The organism is Streptomyces sp. NPDC039465, from assembly GCF_055639315.1.
The window spans coordinates 851,880-867,721 of the sequence record NZ_JBVKAP010000001.1; the positions used below are offsets into that span (position 1 = coordinate 851,880).

11 protein-coding genes are annotated in these 15,842 nt (G+C 70.8%); 5 read left to right on the plus strand and 6 right to left on the minus strand.

What is annotated here, in order from left to right; genetic code table 11:
* Positions 1–49 precede the first annotated feature (49 nt).
* The 4 genes from ACZ7LT_RS03975 to rplU all read right to left on the minus strand — a co-directional run bounded on the left by ACZ7LT_RS03975 (position 50) and on the right by rplU (position 4,535).
* Positions 50–2,125, minus strand: a complete 2,076-nt coding sequence (locus ACZ7LT_RS03975) for a glycosyltransferase family 4 protein (protein WP_471233833.1) — start codon at positions 2,123–2,125, stop codon at positions 50–52.
* 276 nt (positions 2,126–2,401) lie between these two features.
* Positions 2,402–3,838 carry a GTPase ObgE gene (gene obgE, locus ACZ7LT_RS03980; protein ID WP_471233836.1) on the minus strand — a complete coding sequence of 479 codons (1,437 nt, stop codon included), beginning with the start codon at positions 3,836–3,838 and terminating at the stop codon, positions 2,402–2,404.
* A 107-nt stretch (positions 3,839–3,945) separates the two neighbouring features.
* Entirely contained in the window at positions 3,946–4,200 is a 255-nt protein-coding gene (gene rpmA / locus ACZ7LT_RS03985; protein WP_019886244.1) for a 50S ribosomal protein L27, read from the minus strand.
* A gap of 14 nt (positions 4,201–4,214) precedes the next feature.
* The gene (gene rplU / locus ACZ7LT_RS03990) at positions 4,215–4,535 is read right to left on the minus strand and encodes a 50S ribosomal protein L21 (protein ID WP_019886245.1); all 321 of its coding nucleotides are present in this window, start codon (positions 4,533–4,535) and stop codon (positions 4,215–4,217) included.
* A 411-nt stretch (positions 4,536–4,946) separates the two neighbouring features.
* Here rplU and ACZ7LT_RS03995 point away from each other — a divergent pair, with 411 nt between their 5' ends.
* The 4 genes from ACZ7LT_RS03995 (at position 4,947) to ACZ7LT_RS04010 (ending at position 10,162) form a co-directional block, all read left to right on the plus strand.
* Positions 4,947–6,437: a glycosyltransferase family protein gene (locus tag ACZ7LT_RS03995; RefSeq protein WP_471233846.1), complete on the plus strand. Its 1,491-nt coding sequence runs from the start codon at positions 4,947–4,949 to the stop codon at positions 6,435–6,437.
* Positions 6,438–6,516: 79 nt separating this feature from the next.
* The gene (locus tag ACZ7LT_RS04000; RefSeq protein ID WP_471233849.1) at positions 6,517–7,113 is read left to right on the plus strand and encodes an acyltransferase; all 597 of its coding nucleotides are present in this window, start codon (positions 6,517–6,519) and stop codon (positions 7,111–7,113) included.
* A gap of 212 nt (positions 7,114–7,325) precedes the next feature.
* The gene (locus ACZ7LT_RS04005; RefSeq protein ID WP_471233853.1) at positions 7,326–8,894 is read left to right on the plus strand and encodes a N,N-dimethylformamidase beta subunit family domain-containing protein; all 1,569 of its coding nucleotides are present in this window, start codon (positions 7,326–7,328) and stop codon (positions 8,892–8,894) included.
* Between the two features lie 98 nt (positions 8,895–8,992).
* The gene (locus ACZ7LT_RS04010) at positions 8,993–10,162 is read left to right on the plus strand and encodes an acyltransferase family protein (protein WP_471233857.1); all 1,170 of its coding nucleotides are present in this window, start codon (positions 8,993–8,995) and stop codon (positions 10,160–10,162) included.
* A 70-nt stretch (positions 10,163–10,232) separates the two neighbouring features.
* Here ACZ7LT_RS04010 and ACZ7LT_RS04015 read toward each other — a convergent pair whose 3' ends face one another.
* Positions 10,233–11,822: a glycosyltransferase family 4 protein gene (locus ACZ7LT_RS04015; protein ID WP_471233860.1), complete on the minus strand. Its 1,590-nt coding sequence runs from the start codon at positions 11,820–11,822 to the stop codon at positions 10,233–10,235.
* 186 nt (positions 11,823–12,008) lie between these two features.
* Here ACZ7LT_RS04015 and wecB point away from each other — a divergent pair, with 186 nt between their 5' ends.
* Entirely contained in the window at positions 12,009–13,106 is a 1,098-nt protein-coding gene (gene wecB / locus ACZ7LT_RS04020) for a non-hydrolyzing UDP-N-acetylglucosamine 2-epimerase (protein ID WP_189204424.1), read from the plus strand.
* A 62-nt stretch (positions 13,107–13,168) separates the two neighbouring features.
* On the opposite strand, the gene ACZ7LT_RS04025 is transcribed toward wecB, so the two are convergent.
* Positions 13,169–15,772, minus strand: a complete 2,604-nt coding sequence (locus tag ACZ7LT_RS04025) for a glycosyltransferase family 4 protein (protein WP_471233862.1) — start codon at positions 15,770–15,772, stop codon at positions 13,169–13,171.
* Positions 15,773–15,842: the final 70 nt, after the last annotated feature.

Below are 15,842 nucleotides of genomic sequence, written 5' to 3' on the forward strand. Positions count from 1 at the left end.
GCCGGCCCCGGTGCGACTGCCCCGCTCCGCCGGCCGGCCCATCGGACGCCTACTTGTCGAGGACATGGAGGACGAGTCCGTTGTCCGGGTCGTAGGCGAGCTTGACCCGGACCAGGAGCTGCGGCCTGCGCAGCAGCTTGCGCAGGACCCGGCGGACCAGCAGCAGCGGGCGCGGCTGCTGGAGCAGCGGCTCGGGGTAGACGAAGACTCCGCCCTTGAGGACGACGTCGTCGAGGAGGCGGCCGACGCGGACCGGGTCCTGGCCGGGCGCGGGGCGCAGCCAGAGGTCCCAGGCGTCCTTCTCGGTGCGCCGCTCGGCGACCACGGCGGCGGCGGGAATGGTGGCCTCGAAGCCGCGCTCGCCCCGGCGGGCGCCGGGCAGGACCAGCTCCTGGGCGTCGCGCTCGCCGCGGCGGCGCAGCAGCAGCTCGGGGCGCTCCCCCAGGGTGGCCGGGCCGATGAGCCGGCCGTGCACGGTCAGCTGGCGCTCACGGAGGCTGACGTCGACGTTCCCCGCCTCGGCGTGGACGTCGCGGACCCAGGAGCGCAGGACGAGGTGGTGCTTGGGGGCGCGGCGGAAGGGTACGAGGTGGCGGAAGCCCGCCGCCGGGTCGATCCGGTCGGCGACGCGGAGCGAGCCGCGCTGGTCGACCGCGCGGGCCAGGATGCCGACGCGGCGGCCGGAGGCGGGGTGGTCGGCGTGGCACATCCAGTTGCCTTCGGCGAAGTCCTCGCCGGCCGGGACCGTGGCCGTACCGTCCGCGCGGAAGGGGTACACCCGTTCCTGGGCGTCTCCCTCGAACGGGGTGCAGACCAGGCGCAGGCCCTCGTACTTCGCCACCGCCGCCTCGGGGGCGACCATCGTGACGGTGAGGGAGCCGTCCTGGTGCGCGACACAGTCGGCCATCGGCATGAAGGGGGCCGTCGCCGGGTCGAAGGGGGCTTCGGCGACCGGGGCGGCGGGGGTGGCCCGCTGGGTGGCGCCCGCGCCGAGCTCGGCGAACAGGTCGGCGTACTGCTTGGTGACCGAACTGGGGTCGTAGCGGCGGGAGTTGGCGATCGCCGCGGCGCCCATGCGGTGGCGCAGGTCCTTGTCGTCGATCAGCCTGAGGAGCGCTTCGGCGACGGCGTCGGCGTCCCCGACGGGGACGAGCAGGCCGTCCTCGCCGTCCTTGATGATCTCCCGGGGCCCGTAGTCGCAGTCGGTGCTGACCACCGGCAGACCGCAGCGCATCGCCTCGACCAGGGTCATGCCGAAGGACTCGTGGCGGGAGGTGGAGGCGGCGATGGCACCCTTGACCCACTCCGGCTCGATCGGGGAGCGCGGGCCCATGAGGTGGACGCTGTTGTTGAGGCCGTGCTTCTGGATGGTGGCGGCCAGCCGTTCCTTGTCCGGGCCCCAGCCGCAGATCCGCAGGGTCCACTCGGGACGGGCGGCGACGACCTTCTTGAAGGCCCGGATCAGTACGTCGTACTGCTTGCCGCGGTCGAGGCGGCCGGCCGCGACGATGGTGGTGCCCGACAGGTCGGAGGGGGTGACCGTGGGCTCGGGAACGCTGTTGGGGATCGACAGGATCCGGGTACCGGGCAGGTCCATGTGCTCCCGCCACACTGCCGCGTCACCTTCGGAGACGGTCACGAAGGCGTCGAGGGCGGCGAGGTGGGGCCGCATCTCCTCGCGCAGCACCGGCTTGTGGTGGTTGTGCGTCATGTGCTCCTGGCCGATGAGCACGGCGCCCTTGGGCGAGAACTGGGCGACGTAGGCGACAAGACCGGGCCGGGTGCCGATGACCACATCGGCGTCGGAGGAGGCGTAGTGGGCGCGTACCCGCTCGTCGGTGAGCTTGCTGTACTCCTTGAAGCGGGCCTCGTTGCGGGGGAAGAACTCCGCCGGCGTCAGATGGTCCGGGTGCTCCTTCTCGCAGGTCGGGGCGAGGGGGCGGGTGTCGAGCAGCGGTACGACGGTGATGCGCGGGTCGATCGTGAAGAGCGGGATGTCGCGGTGCTGGAAGACCGAGACGATCTCCACCTCGTGGTGGTCGGCGAGCTCCTCCGCGAGATTCAGCGTCGTGCGGATCGTGCCGCCGATGCCGTAAATCGTGTGGATGAGGAAGGAGATCTTCATCAACGCTCCGTTCATGGGATGGGCGCTGCGCCTCACCCCCGGTAACAAGACGGGCGTCCGGGGCGGGAGGTTGCACAGCTCCCCAGGGCATTTTCCCCCGCTGTACGCATCGGCGCCCACCTGGCGCCACCTCTCCGCCACCGGCCGTTCGGGGAAACGGGTCGGAAAAGGTCGGAAACCGGCGCGGCGCCGGACCGGGACGAACCGGTCCGGCGCCGCGCTCGGGGTGCCGCCGGCGGGCTCCTGCGAGCAGGGCCCCGCCGGCAGCGGTAGGGCTTAGAACGGGTCGAAGTCGTCGAAGGCGCGCTGCGCCTCGTCGCGCTCGGCGTCCCGGTCCCTGCGGCGCTGCGCCGCGGGCCGCGGGGCCTCCAGGCGGTGGTCTTCGCCACGGCGGCCCAGCATCTCGGCACCGGCCATCATGGTCGGCTCCCAGTCGAAGACGACCGCGTCCTCCTCGGGGCCGATGGCGACGCCGTCGCCCGCGCGGGCACCGGCCTTCATCAGCTGCTCCTCGACACCGAGGCGGTTGAGGCGGTCGGCGAGGTAGCCCACGGCCTCGTCGTTGTTGAAGTCGGTCTGGCGCACCCAGCGCTCCGGCTTCTCGCCGCGCACACGGTAGAGGCCGTCCTCCTCCAGGGTGACGGTGAAGCCCGCGTCGTCGACCGCCTTGGGGCGGATGACGATCCGGGTGGCCTCTTCCTTCGGCTTGGCCGCGCGGGCCTGGGAGACGATCTCGGCCAGGGCGAAGGAGAGCTCCTTGAGGCCCGTACGGGCCACGGCGGAGACCTCGAAGACCTGGTAGCCGCGCTCTTCGAGCTCCGGGCGGATCATCTCGGCGAGGTCGAGACCGTCCGGGATGTCGATCTTGTTGAGGACGACGATCCGGGGCCGGTCGTCCAGGCCTCCGTACTGCTTCAGCTCCTCCTCGATGACATCGAGGTCGGAGACCGGGTCGCGGTCGGACTCCAGGGTGGCCGTGTCCAGGACGTGCACCAGGACCGAGCAGCGCTCGACGTGGCGCAGGAACTCCAGACCGAGGCCACGGCCCTGGCTGGCGCCCGGGATGAGTCCGGGGACGTCCGCGATGGTGTAGACGGTGGAGCCGGCGGTGACCACGCCCAGGTTCGGGACGAGCGTGGTGAAGGGGTAGTCCGCGATCTTCGGCTTGGCGGCCGACAGGACGGAGATCAGCGAGGACTTTCCGGCGCTGGGGTAGCCGACCAGGGCCACGTCGGCGACGGTCTTGAGCTCCAGGACGATGTCGCCGGTACGGCCGGGCTCGCCGAGCAGCGCGAAGCCGGGGGCCTTGCGGCGGGCGGAGGCCAGCGCGGCGTTGCCGAGGCCGCCGCGGCCGCCCTCGGCGGCGACGTAGCGGGTGCCCTCGCCGACCAGGTCCGCGAGGACCTCGCCGTTCTTGTCGAGGACGACGGTGCCGTCCGGTACGGGCAGGACCAGGTCCTGGCCGTCCTTGCCGGAGCGGTTGCCACCCTCGCCGGGCTTGCCGTTGGTCGCCTTGCGGTGCGGGGAGTGGTGGTACTCGAGAAGCGTGGTCACGGACTGGTCGACGACCAGGATGACGTCGCCGCCACGGCCGCCGTTGCCGCCGTCGGGGCCGCCCAGCGGCTTGAACTTCTCCCGGTGAACGGAGGCGCAGCCGTGGCCTCCGTTACCCGCGGCGACATGCAGCTCGACGCGGTCCACGAAGGTGGTCATGGGTGTGCCTCCATTTACTTAAGTACTGAATGTCTATCTAGTAACACGCGAAAGGCGGACCCGCTTCCCGTTACGGGAAGTGAGGTCCGCCTCCGCAAAAGAACCGATCAGGCGACCGGAACGATGTTCACGACCTTGCGGCCGCGGAAGGTGCCGAACTGCACGGCACCGGCGTTCAGCGCGAACAGCGTGTCGTCGCCGCCACGGCCGACGCCCGCACCGGGGTGGAAGTGGGTGCCACGCTGGCGGACCAGGATCTCACCGGCGTTGACGACCTGACCGCCGAAGCGCTTCACGCCGAGCCGCTGAGCGTTGGAGTCGCGACCGTTCCGAGTGGACGATGCGCCCTTCTTGTGTGCCATCTCTCCTCAGTCCCTTACTTCGCAGCCGTGGGGATGCCGGTGACCTTGATCGCCGTGTACTGCTGACGGTGACCCTGGCGACGGCGGTAGCCGGTCTTGTTCTTGTAGCGCAGGATGTCGATCTTGGCGCCCTTGTGGTGGTCCACGACCTCGGCCTGGACCTTGATGCCCGCCAGGACCCACGGGTCGCTGGTCACGGAGTCGCCGTCGACAACGAGCAGGGTCGAGAGCTCGACCGTGTCGCCAACCTTGGCAGTGGAAATCTTGTCAACCTCAACGATGTCGCCGACAGCAACCTTGTGCTGGCGACCACCGCTGCGCACGATGGCGTACACGCGGATCTCTCTCTCGCTCGAACGGGAGCTCCTGATGCCAGCCGCTCGCACGGGCCAGGGGCCCGCGGCTCTCCGGATGGGGCGAGCGGCCTCTCCAGGCCGAAGCCGGAGGGAGGTGCTCAGGAGCTGGCGCGTATGGAAACACGCCGACGGTCAAGGTTACGGGGCCGCCTGCGGGGGGTCAAACCGGGCCCCGCGAGCCCTCCCCGCGCACCCTGCGATGTCGGCGCAAGATAAAGGCCACGTCCCCGCGCCAGGGCGGTCGACGGTAGTGTCGGGAAGGGGTTCCACTCGGGTCCGATTAACCGTACGGTCCGTGTTCCTTGCCTCGATCGTGGAGCTGCAACCTTGCCGACACCTGAGTTTTCCGATGAACGTCTGACGAATATCGCACGCTGGGCCATATCCCGTATGTCCCGGTCGGAGCGCCCACTCGTCGCGGAGCGGACACTCGGATACGCGGCTCAGAACATCCAGGATCCCCGACTGCGCACCGAGCTGCTGGTCGAGGCCGCCGAGGCACGGCTCGCCAAGGGGCACGTACCCCGTCATCTCTTCAAGGCGTACGCCGCGCAGCTGGAGCTCGCGGACGAGGAGCACGAGGCGGGGCGCTGGGCGACCGCGTCGAGCGCCGCCGCCAAGGCGCTGCTGCTCGCCTTCCACCGCGCCCTGCACGTCGACGGGCTCAGCTCCCCGCTGGCCGACAACCCGGCCCGCTACACCGCCCCGCTGCGCGAGAGCCGTACGGCCATCGCCCTGCGCAGCCCGCGCGGCCGTAAACGGGCCGCCGCCGCGCCGCCCGACGACCGGCCGCTGCGGCTGCTGGTGGCGCACCACGGCAACGACAACTTCCTGCGTCCCGTCCTCGCCCACTACGCCGAGCACGCGGACGTCGAGCTGAGGGTCCTCGACACCGCCGCCGACCCGACGCTCGCCCCGCTGGCCAAGGGCGTGGGCCGGATGATCCAGCGGGCCCTGGGCAGCCAGGCCGCGTACGGGCGGCGCATCGAGGAGGCGCTGCGCCCGCACCTGGACTGGGCCGACGTCGTCTTCATCGACTGGTGCGCGGTGGCCGCCGCGTTCTTCACCCTCGTCGACCCCGGTCCGGCCCGTATCGTCGTGCGACTGCACAGTTACGAGGCGTTCAGCCACTGGCCGCACATCATCGACTTCTCCCGCGTCGACGACCTGGTCTTCGTCAGTGAGCACCTGCGCGACTTCTGCGTCTCGGCGATCCCCCGCCTGAAGGAGCGGAAGGCGCCCCGGCTGCATGTGATCGACAACGCCGTCCAGCTGGACCGCTTCGCGCTGCCGAAGCAGCCGGGGGCCCGCTTCACCCTCGGCATGGTGGGGGTGAGCCAGGTCGCCAAGGACCCGGGCTGGGCGCTGGAGGTCCTGAACCTGCTGCGGGAGAAGGACGAGCGCTACACCCTCCATCTCATAGGGAGTCCGCTGCGTCCGGACGCCGGTCCGGCCGCCGCCCGCTACCACCGCACCTACCAGCGCGAGCTGCTGCGCCTGGAGGCGGCCGGGGCCGTACGCCAGGTGGGACAGACGGACGACGTGCCCGGCGCGCTCACCGAGGTGGGGGTGATCCTCAGCAGCTCGGTGCGCGAAAGCTGGCATCTGGGCCTGGTGGAGGGCGCGGCGAGCGGGGCCGTGCCGGTCGTGCGCGACTGGCCGTTCTTCGCGAAGCGTCCGCACGGGGCGCGGGCGCTGTTCCCGGCGCCCTGGGTGGTGGACAGCCCGGCCGAGGCGGCCGAGCGGGTGCTGCGGGCCACGGCCACCGAGGAGGGCTGGGAGAAGTACGGGCACGAGGCGTCCGAGCACGCGATGCTCGCCTGGGACTGGGCCCATGTGAAGGGCCATTTCGACCGGCTGCTGCTGGAGTCCGGCCGGTGAATCCGGGGCTTGGCCGCGACGTATGCTCGTGCGGCGAACACGCCCGACGTGCCAACGACGCCCTCGGAAAGGCAGCACAGTGAATTACAGGGTCCAGCCCACCGCCCAGGTCGCGGAGAGTGCCGAGATCGGCGCGGGCAGCAGCGTCTGGGAGCTCGCCCAGATCCGTGAGGACGCCCGCCTCGGCGAGGGCTGTGTCATCGGCCGCGGCGCCTACGTCGGTACGGGTGTCCGGATGGGCGACAACTGCAAGCTGCAGAACTACGCGCTGGTCTACGAGCCGGCCGAGCTCGGCAACGGTGTCTTCATCGGCCCGGCGGTCGTCCTCACCAACGACCACAACCCGCGCTCGGTCGACCCGGAGTTCAAGCAGAAGCGCGGCGGCGACTGGGAGGCCGTGGGCGTCAAGATCGCCGACGGCGCCTCGATCGGCGCCCGCTCGGTGTGCGTGGCCCCGATCACCATCGGCCGCTGGGCGATGGTCGCGGCCGGCGCGGTCGTCACCAAGGACGTCCCGGACTTCGCCCTGGTCGTCGGCGTCCCGGCTCGCCAGATCGGCTGGGTCGGCCACGAGGGCGTCCGCCTGGTGGAGCGCGGCGGCGAGTCGGGCACGTGGGAGTGCCCGAAGTCGGGTCGGCTGTACGAGGAGAAGGACGGCGTGCTGACAGAGGCGTGACGCCTCGTCAATTCACCTGCCCCGACGGGGGGTCGGCGCCTGGCGCCGGCCCCCCGTCGTCATGTCCGCCCCTCTACCGCAGCGGAATCTCCGCGTCCACTCCTTGGCGCGAACCCGGCGTGAGAATGTCCTGAAGAAAGTTCATCTCGCGAGTAAACCCACGGTCGCCACTTCCCCTCATATCTCCCGGGAATCTTCACGGGAGGTAGGACATGTCGAAGCGGTCACGGCGCGCTGTGCTCGGGCTGCTCGGTGCGGGAACGGCCGGTGTCGCCGGCTACGCCTTCAAGGACGAGCTGCTGCCGGGGGGCGACAAGCTGCCGGAGGCCATCGCGAAGCCGGTGCCGGTCGAGCCGGTGGCCGTCACTCCCAGCCTGATCCCGGACGAGAACAAGCTGGCCGGCTCCGACGCGTGGCGCATCGGCGGTGAGGGCCACCCCAAGGCGGCCGGCGACCGCGCCTGCCAGATCCAGGGGTACGCCTCGGCCACCTCGGTCGGCCATGGCGAGACGATCGACTTCCATGTCTCGGTCGGCTCCGCGCAGCGCTACCGCATATCCGTCTTCCGGGTCGGCGACTACGGCGGCAAGGGCGCCCGGCTGCGTACCACCAGCCGCCCGCTCCAGGGCAAGAAGCGGCCGCTGCCCAGGCCCGACCCGACCACCGGCGCCCTGGTCTGCGACTGGCCCGTCTCCTGGTCCCTGCGGATCCCCTCCGACTGGATCTCCGGGCTCTACCAGGCCGTCTTCACCACCGCCGACGGGGCCTTCCGCAGCTGCACCCCCTTCGTCGTACGCGAGCCGGACCGGGCCTCCGACCTCCTGGTCGTCCTGCCCTTCACCACGTACCAGGCCTACAACATGTGGCCGAAGGACAAGCGCAACGGCAAGAACCTCTACCGCGGCTACACCAAGAAGGGCGAGATCGGCGGCCCCGAGCTGCGTGCCTTCAAGGTCTCCTTCGACCGCCCCTACGCGGGCTCGGGCGTCCCCAACTGGCTCCAGCTCGACACCGGCTTCATACGCTGGGCCGAGCGCGCCGGGCGCGATGTGACGTACGCCAGCAGCCTGGACCTGCACGAGGGCACCGTCGACACCTCCAAGTACAAGGCCATCTACTTCCCCGGCCACGACGAGTACTGGTCCAAGGGCATGATGGACTCCGCCAAGAAGGCCGTCTCCGCCGGCCGCCACCTGGCCTTCCTCGCCTCGAACAACGTCTACTTCCACGTCCGGATGGAGAAGTCCGCGGACGGCCGGGCGAACCGGCTCATGGCCTGCTACAAGTCCTCGCCCGACCCGAACCCGGACAAGGCCGGCCGTACCTCCCGCTGGCGTGAGATCAACGCCGACGACCAGCGCCATGCCGAGCAGGCCCTGCTCGGCATCCAGTTCAACGGCATCGTGCAGACCCCGACGCCGATGATCGTCCGGGAGACCAAGCACTGGCTGTGGGCCGGCACCGGCCTGCGCGACGGCGACAAGCTGCCGAAGATGGTCGGCGTCGAGGCGGACAGCGTCGACCCGGAGGCCCCGAACCCGCCGGGCGCCCGCCGCACCCTGCTCGCCGAGTCGCCGTACCACGACTCGCGCCCGCTGAAGAAGCGGACGGTCCAGCACACGGCGGTGACGGAGTACCCGAACGGGGCGATGGTCTTCGTTGCAGGAACGTTTCACTGGGCACTGGCTTTGAACGACGTCGAGGACCTGGAGGACCCGGAGCTGCACAACGAGCACATCCGGAAGGCGACCGAGAACCTGGTCGACCGGATGGTGCGGTAGCGTCGCGCAGATGAGCGGCCACCCGCCGTGGGGTGGCCGCACCCGCCCATTAATATGGGCGGACTTTCCCCTAGCCCCGGCCCTCGAAACGACGTGACATGTCTCAGAGCGACGTCCAGACGCCCAGCAAAGACCTGGGGATCCCGGCCCCGGCGGAGGAGGCCCCGGCGCAGCTGAAGGAGGCCCGCGCCACGGCGGAGAAGGCACCTGTCGCGAAGAAGCCCCCGGTCCGGCTCTACGCCCTGGACGGCCTGCGGGTCGTCGCCGCGCTCGCGGTCCTGCTCTTCCACTTCGCGGGCATCGACAAGGCCACCGATGTGAACTGGGGCGAGAACCCCCGGTACCTCTTCCCCGAGATCTTCCACTTCGCGAAGTACGGCTCGTACGGCGTCCAGCTCTTCTTCATCATCAGCGGCTTCGTGATCTGCCTGTCGGCGTGGGACCGCACCCCCGGCCAGTTCATCAAGGCCCGCTTCCTGCGCCTGTTCCCCGCGTACTGGTTCTCGGTGATCGTCGGCGTACTGGTGTGGCGGATGATCCCGGACGGCGACCGCAAGATCCCCAGCGTCTCAGACTCGCTGACGAACCTGACCATGTTCCAGGTCCCGATGGACGCCGTGCACGTGGTCGGCGCCTACTGGACCCTCTGGGTCGAACTCTGCTTCTACCTGGTCTTCCTCTTCGTCCTGATCAAGCCGATCAGCTACAACCGCGTCTACATCTTCTCCTGGGCCTGGTTGCTCGTCTCGGTCGTCGCCCAGCAGAAGGCCGGCACCGGCTTCCCCCTGCTGGAGAAGACCTTCGCCCAGCCGATGAGCACCGCGCTCTTCGTCTCCGGCATCGCGATGTACCTGATCTACCGCTTCGGCCCCGACCTGAAGCTGTGGCTGCTGCTCGGCGGCAGCTGGCTGTTCATGCAGAGCGACCTGCTCGAACACGCCGTCAACGCCCGCGACAAGCTCGGCTTCGACCGCAGCCCGTTCGTCGTGCTGGCCCTGGTCACGTCCTTCTACGTGCTGATCCTCGCCATCGCCCTGCGTAAGTTCGACTGGCTCAACTGGCGCTGGCTCTCCACCGCCGGAGCCCTCGTCTACCCCCTCTACCTCCTCCACGAGGAGCTGGGCTGGGCCCTCATCCGTACCTTCTACGGGCACCTCGGCGCCTGGGCCACGCTCGCCGCGACCACCGGCATCCTGCTGGTGCTGTCCTGGCTGGTCCACCGCTTCGTGGAGCGGCCCTCGGTGAGCTGGCTGAAGAAGCGGCTCTGAGCGACTCAGGCCCCGGACACACAGAAGCGCCCCGCACCTTCCGGTGCGGGGCGCTTCCACGTTCCAGGCGTCAGACCTTCTCGGACACGGCCTTCTTCGGGCGGTCCGGCAGCAGACGGCTGTAGATGCCGTCGATGATCTCGGCCTGCGCCTCCCAGGTCCAGCCCTCCAGGAGGCCCGGCTTGTCGTACGCGGCGCGGTAGCGCGCCGGGTCCGCGAGGACGGTCTTCGTGGCGCGTACGAAGTCCTCGGTGTCCTGGGCGCGGAAGACCTCGCCCTGGCCGGTCGAGTTCACCATGTCGGCCATGGTCTTGATGTCGCTGACGATCAGCGGCAGCCGGGCCTGCGAGTACTCGAAGAACTTGTTCGACAGGGCCAGCTCGTGGTTGGTCAGGTGGTGCAGCGGGCTGACCGCCGCGTCCGCCGCCTTCAGGTACTCCGGCACCTGCCAGTGCGGGACGAACGGCAGGAAGTGCACCCTGTCCCCCACGCCCAGCTTCTTCACGAGCTGCTGGGTGCTGGCGACCGCCTTCATCTTGCCCGGGGTGACCGAGACCAGGGCCACGTGCACGCCCGGCAGGGACGGCAGGCCCTCGATGATGGTCTCCACGCCACGGACCGGGCTGATGCCGCCGACGTACGCGAGGAGCGGGGTGTCCGCGTCGATGCCGCACATGGCGCGCAGGTCCGGGACCGGGGCGGCGCCCTCGACCTCGTCGTCGGCCGGGTGCATCACCGGGGCGTTCAGCACGACCGCGGGCAGCTCCTTGAGGCCGTGGCCGTCCTTGAGCATCTGGGCCAGCGACGGCGAGACGGTGATCGCCGCGTCGGCGAAGACCGCGTGCTCCTTCTCCCAGGCGACATGGCCCGGCAGCCAGCGGCCGTGGTAGGCGGGCAGACCGGGCACGAACTCGTGCGCGTCCCAGACCAGCTTCACCGGGCGGCCGGCCGCCCGGGCGCGGACCGCGGCGCGGGCGCCGACACCCAGCATCTTGAAGTCGTGGGCGTGGATGAGGTCGGGCTTGAAGTCGTCGATGTGCTTGGCGAAGGCCAGCTCGAAGTCCCACAGGTTCGGCATCAGCCGGCGCCAGGCGCGCTCGCCCATCAGCTTCGACCACAGGGCGGTCGTGGTGCGGTCCAGCGGCGCGGTCAGCGGGTTGCGGGCCTTCTGCAGGTTCCGGGTCTCCCGGGCGCGCAGCGCGACCCACTTGCTGAACACCTTGGCTCCGGCGCGCGGCACGATCAGCCGGGCCTTGGAGCCGCCGGCGCTGGGCTTGCCGGGGTGGCCGGCCTGCGCGGCCTTCGCAGCGGCCTGGCGGAAGGCCAGGTCCGAGCGCCAGGCCTTGGCGGCCTGGACGCGGTACGAGGCCACCTGCGGCGAGCGGTAGGCCAGCGGGCGGCGCGGGAACGGCCGGCGCAGGTCGTGGCGGCGCGGCTCCAGGTGGGCCGGCTTGGGGATCAGCCGGACCTCCGCCTTGCCGAGCTTCCAGGACTGGATCTTCGGGGTCGGCGATACGCCGAACAGGACGACCTCCCAGCCCGCGTCCGCGGCGGAACGGGCCGCCTTCTGGACCCGGGAGTCACCCTTGACGCCGTTGTCGACGAGCATGACGACCCGCCCCCGGGTCTCCCGCGACGGGGTCGTGCTGTCGGGCTCCATGTACGCGCCTTTCCTGATGGGCTTGGGTTCGCGGCAGATACCTTCCGCAGCGTGCGAGCATACCGTGCGCTTCCCGGGTCACCCATTCCCGTGCTTGACAGGGCTGCACGTACTATCGGCAGCGCATCGCATCCGCGCGCACCGCCTGTCGCACGCACCTCGCACCCCCACAAGGAGAAGAGCAACGTGAAGGTCCTCAGTGTCGTCGGGGCCCGCCCCCAGCTGGTGAAACTCGCCCCGATCGCGGCGGCCTTCGCGGGCACCGACCACCAGCACGTGATCGTGCACACCGGCCAGCACTACGACGCCGACCTGTCCGACGTCTTCTTCTCCGGCCTCGGCATCCCGGACCCGGACGTGCACCTGGGCGTCGGCTCCGGCAGCCACGGTGTGCAGACCGGTGCGGTCCTCGCCGCGATGGACAAGGTCCTCGAGGACGAGCGCCCGGACTGGGTCCTCGTGTACGGCGACACCAACTCCACCGTGGCCGGCGCGCTCTCCGCCGTGAAGCTGCACTACAAGGTCGCGCACCTGGAGGCCGGTCTGCGGTCCTTCAACCGCCGTATGCCCGAGGAGCACAACCGCGTCCTCACCGACCACTGCGCCGACCTGCTGCTCGCCCCCACCGAGGAGGCCGTGCGCCACCTCGGCAACGAAGGCCTGGCCGAGCGGACCCGGCTGGCCGGTGACGTGATGGTCGACATCTGCCTGCGGATCCGCGACGCCGTGCTCGCCGGCGAGCACCCGGCGCCCGCGCTGCCCGAGGGCATCGACCCGGAGCAGCCGTTCCTGCTCGCCACGCTGCACCGCCCGGACAACACCGACGACCCGGCGCGGCTCGCCGCGATCGTGGAGTCCCTCGCCGCGCTGCCGGTGCCGGTGGCGCTGCTCGCCCACCCGCGTCTGGTGGCCCGCGCCGAGGAGCACGGCATCAAGCTGGAGCAGGGCGCGGTGCGCGTGGGCCGTCCGCTGCCGTACGCCGGGCTGGTCGCCGCGGTCATGGCCTCGGCCGGTGTCGTCACCGACTCGGGCGGTCTGCAGAAGGAGACCTTCCTGCTGGGCCGGGCGTGCACCACGATCCGCCCCGAGACCGAGTGGGTGGAGACCCTGGAGGGCGGCTGGAACGTCCTCGTGCCCGACCCGCACGAGATGGACGTCGAGGAGTGGGCGAAGCTCGCCACCCGGCCCGCGCCCACCACCGAGCAGGGCACTCCGTACGGTGACGGCACCGCCGCCCAGCGTGTCGTGAAGCTGATGGAGGAGGCGCTGGCCGCCCAGGCCTGACGCCCCGGACATACGGAAGAGGCCCCCTGCCCGCTCGGGCAGGGGGCCTCTTCGTCTGCGGTCTACTTGGTGAGGAAGCTGTCCAGCGCCACGGCCGTGGCCGTGCCGTCGTGGTACTTCCGCGCGAACGCGGCCGACTCGCGGCCGATCCGGGCGGTGGCCTCGCGGTCGTCGAGGAGGCGCTCCATGGCCTCGCCGAGGGTCTGCGGGGTCGCGTTGACGATCGGCGGGGTGACTCCGCACGCCTCGATCGAGTCCTCGTCGATGTACGCCACGACCGGCTTGCCGGCCGCCATGCCCTCGACGGCGAACGTGCCGTACGCGCCGACCGCGAACTGGTCGATCACGATGTCCGCGTCCAGGACCAGCTCGCGCACCTCGGACCAGGAGACGCCCTCGGCGAGCTGGAACTCGATGACGCCGCGGTCGTTGAGGTCCTCCAGGAGCGGCAGGATCCGGTCGGTGCCCTTGGTCCAGCGGGCGGAGGGGGCGTGCAGCACCTTGGGGCGCTTGCGCTCCATCACCGGCCGGTCGCAGGCCCACTGCTCCACGTCCACGACGAGCGGCGTCCAGGTCGCCATCGGCAGGTCGAGGAGGAGGTCCGGCGTGGTCACGAAGACCGGCAGGTCGGCCTCCTCGGCGATGCGCCGGTTGCGGTCGGAGAGGGTCTGGAGGGTCTCCTCGTAGCCGTCCGGGGCGTCCAGGAACAGCGAGTACGGGTTGCGCTCGCGGTGCTTGGCGGGGTTGCGGACCTCGCTGCCGTGGGCGAGCAGCGCCACCTTGATCCGGTGGTGCTGGAGCGCGGCGAGGTCGCCCTCGATGCTGCCGCCGTTGAGCCCGCCGAAGACGGGCCGGAAGGCGTCGGCGATCAGGTGGGTGTAGCGGCGCACGGTCCGCTGCACCAGCTCCAGCTGCACGTCGAGGTTCTTCAGCGCGGCGCCGTCGATGTAGACGTCCGCCGGGTAGTCGTGCTTCTGGGTGGCGATGCGGTGCTTGACCACCTCGGCCGAGACGTCGTCACGGCGGCGGGTGACGGCGGTGGCGTACGCGGCGAGCTGCCCGGCGTAGTTGGCCGGACCGAGCCCCAGCTTGACCGGCGTGGGGCCGAGCGTCCGCCAGCCCTTGTCGAGCTGCTCGACCTGCTTGGCGTCTGCCTTGGCGACCTTGCGCTCCTCGGCCTCCCAGGAGAAGTCCGCGGGCGGCTCGCCCGGCTTCAGCCCGGAGATCTTGGTGTAGACCTCCATCAGGACCTCGGACTGGTGCTCCCAGGACAGGTCCGTCAGCAGCGCCTCGGTGATGTTCTTCTGCAGGGCCTCGCGGTCGACGGTGGCGCGCTTGACGGCCTCGACGAAGGACGCGGTGTCCTCGGCGGTGAAGACCTCACCGACGCCGTGCGTGCGCACGTACGCGGCGAGCGTCTTCACGTCGCTGGTGATGATCGGCAGCTTGGCGTGGAGGTACTCGGCGGCCTTGGTGGGCAGCGAGTTCTCGACGTTGGGGATGCGGTGGAACGGCGTGAGCCCCAGGTCGGCGCTGGACAGGTAGTCCGCGACCTCGTGCTGGGGGACGTACGGCACGACGTGGACGCGGTCGCGGACACCGAGCTCGGCGGCCTGCTCCTGCAGGGCGGTGAGTCCGGCGTTGCGGCGGCCGGCGACCAGCGCGAGGTGGTGCTCGGGCAGGTCGACCAGCGCCTCGACGGCGGTGGCCAGTCCGCGGTCCGGGGCGATCCAGCCCGCGTAGACGAGCAGCGGGACGCCCTCGTCGACGCCGGCGGCGGTACGGACGGAGACCCGGCCGGTGGCGGCGCCGACGACCTCGCGGATCGGGGCGTTGCGGACCACGGCGGGGGTCTGCGGCAGCTTGTGGTCGGCCTGGAGCATCTTGGCGAGCTCGTCGGAGACGGTGACCACGGCGTCGGCCTTGCCGATGAACTCCCGCTCCACGGCCGGGAAGGCGGTCCGCATCTGCGGCTTGGCCCACTCGATGCCGGCGACGTACTCGTGCGAGTCGTACAGCCAGGCGCACTTGTGGCCGCGGGCGCGCAGCCGGGAGGCCGCCCGCGCCGCGGTGTGGATCATGGTGATGTCGTTGGCGTGGATGACATCGGGGGCCAGCTCCTCGATGAACGGGCCGAAGGCCAGGTCCAGATCGAGCAGCGCGGGCCAGTCCTGACGCCAGTCGCCGGTGGTCTTCACGGACTTGCGCCGCTGCTCCCAGCGGTAGGCGCGGACCCGGAAGTTGTGGGCGCTGCGGCGGGCGCGGACCCACGCCTTGAGGCTCGCCGCGTGGACGCCGCCGATCGGGGACGCATCCATCCAGCCGATCCGGGCGGTCTGCTCACGCACCCAGGCGCGGTGCGCGTCGCGCAGCTGGTCCAGGGTGGCCCGGTCGCGGATGCCGAGCTGGGTGAGGCGGGCGCGGGCGCCGCCCCGGTCGCTCTTCGCGGTGACGCGGCGCTCCATGCGGTCGGTAACGGGCAGGCGTACCACCTTGACCGGACCGAACCACGAATGCTCCGCCTTCTTCGACGGGCTGCGGCCGATCAGGGTGACGTCCCAGCCCGCCTTCGCCGCCGCGAGAGCGGTCTTCTGTACCCGGGAGTCCCCCGTGATGCCGTTCGCGACGATGACGGCAAGCTTCGGCCGGGTGACAGACGTAGACATACTCAAATCCTTACACATCGAGTTGGCCAGAGGGCCCGGCCACGAGGTGGCCGGGCCAGGCCAGTGCGTC

Excerpts from the sequence above, each read along its gene's own strand:
- ACZ7LT_RS03975 (WP_471233833.1), bottom strand. The coding sequence starts at position 2,125 with ATGAAGATCTCCTTCCTCATCCACACGATTTACGGCATCGGCGGCACG.
- obgE (WP_471233836.1), bottom strand. The coding sequence starts at position 3,838 with ATGACCACCTTCGTGGACCGCGTCGAGCTGCATGTCGCCGCGGGTAAC.
- rpmA (WP_019886244.1), bottom strand. The coding sequence starts at position 4,200 with ATGGCACACAAGAAGGGCGCATCGTCCACTCGGAACGGTCGCGACTCC.
- ACZ7LT_RS03995 (WP_471233846.1), top strand. The coding sequence starts at position 4,947 with ATGTCCCGGTCGGAGCGCCCACTCGTCGCGGAGCGGACACTCGGATAC.
- ACZ7LT_RS04005 (WP_471233853.1), top strand. The coding sequence starts at position 7,326 with ATGTCGAAGCGGTCACGGCGCGCTGTGCTCGGGCTGCTCGGTGCGGGA.
- ACZ7LT_RS04010 (WP_471233857.1), top strand. The coding sequence starts at position 8,993 with ATGTCTCAGAGCGACGTCCAGACGCCCAGCAAAGACCTGGGGATCCCG.
- ACZ7LT_RS04015 (WP_471233860.1), bottom strand. The coding sequence starts at position 11,822 with ATGGAGCCCGACAGCACGACCCCGTCGCGGGAGACCCGGGGGCGGGTC.
- ACZ7LT_RS04025 (WP_471233862.1), bottom strand. The coding sequence starts at position 15,772 with ATGTCTACGTCTGTCACCCGGCCGAAGCTTGCCGTCATCGTCGCGAAC.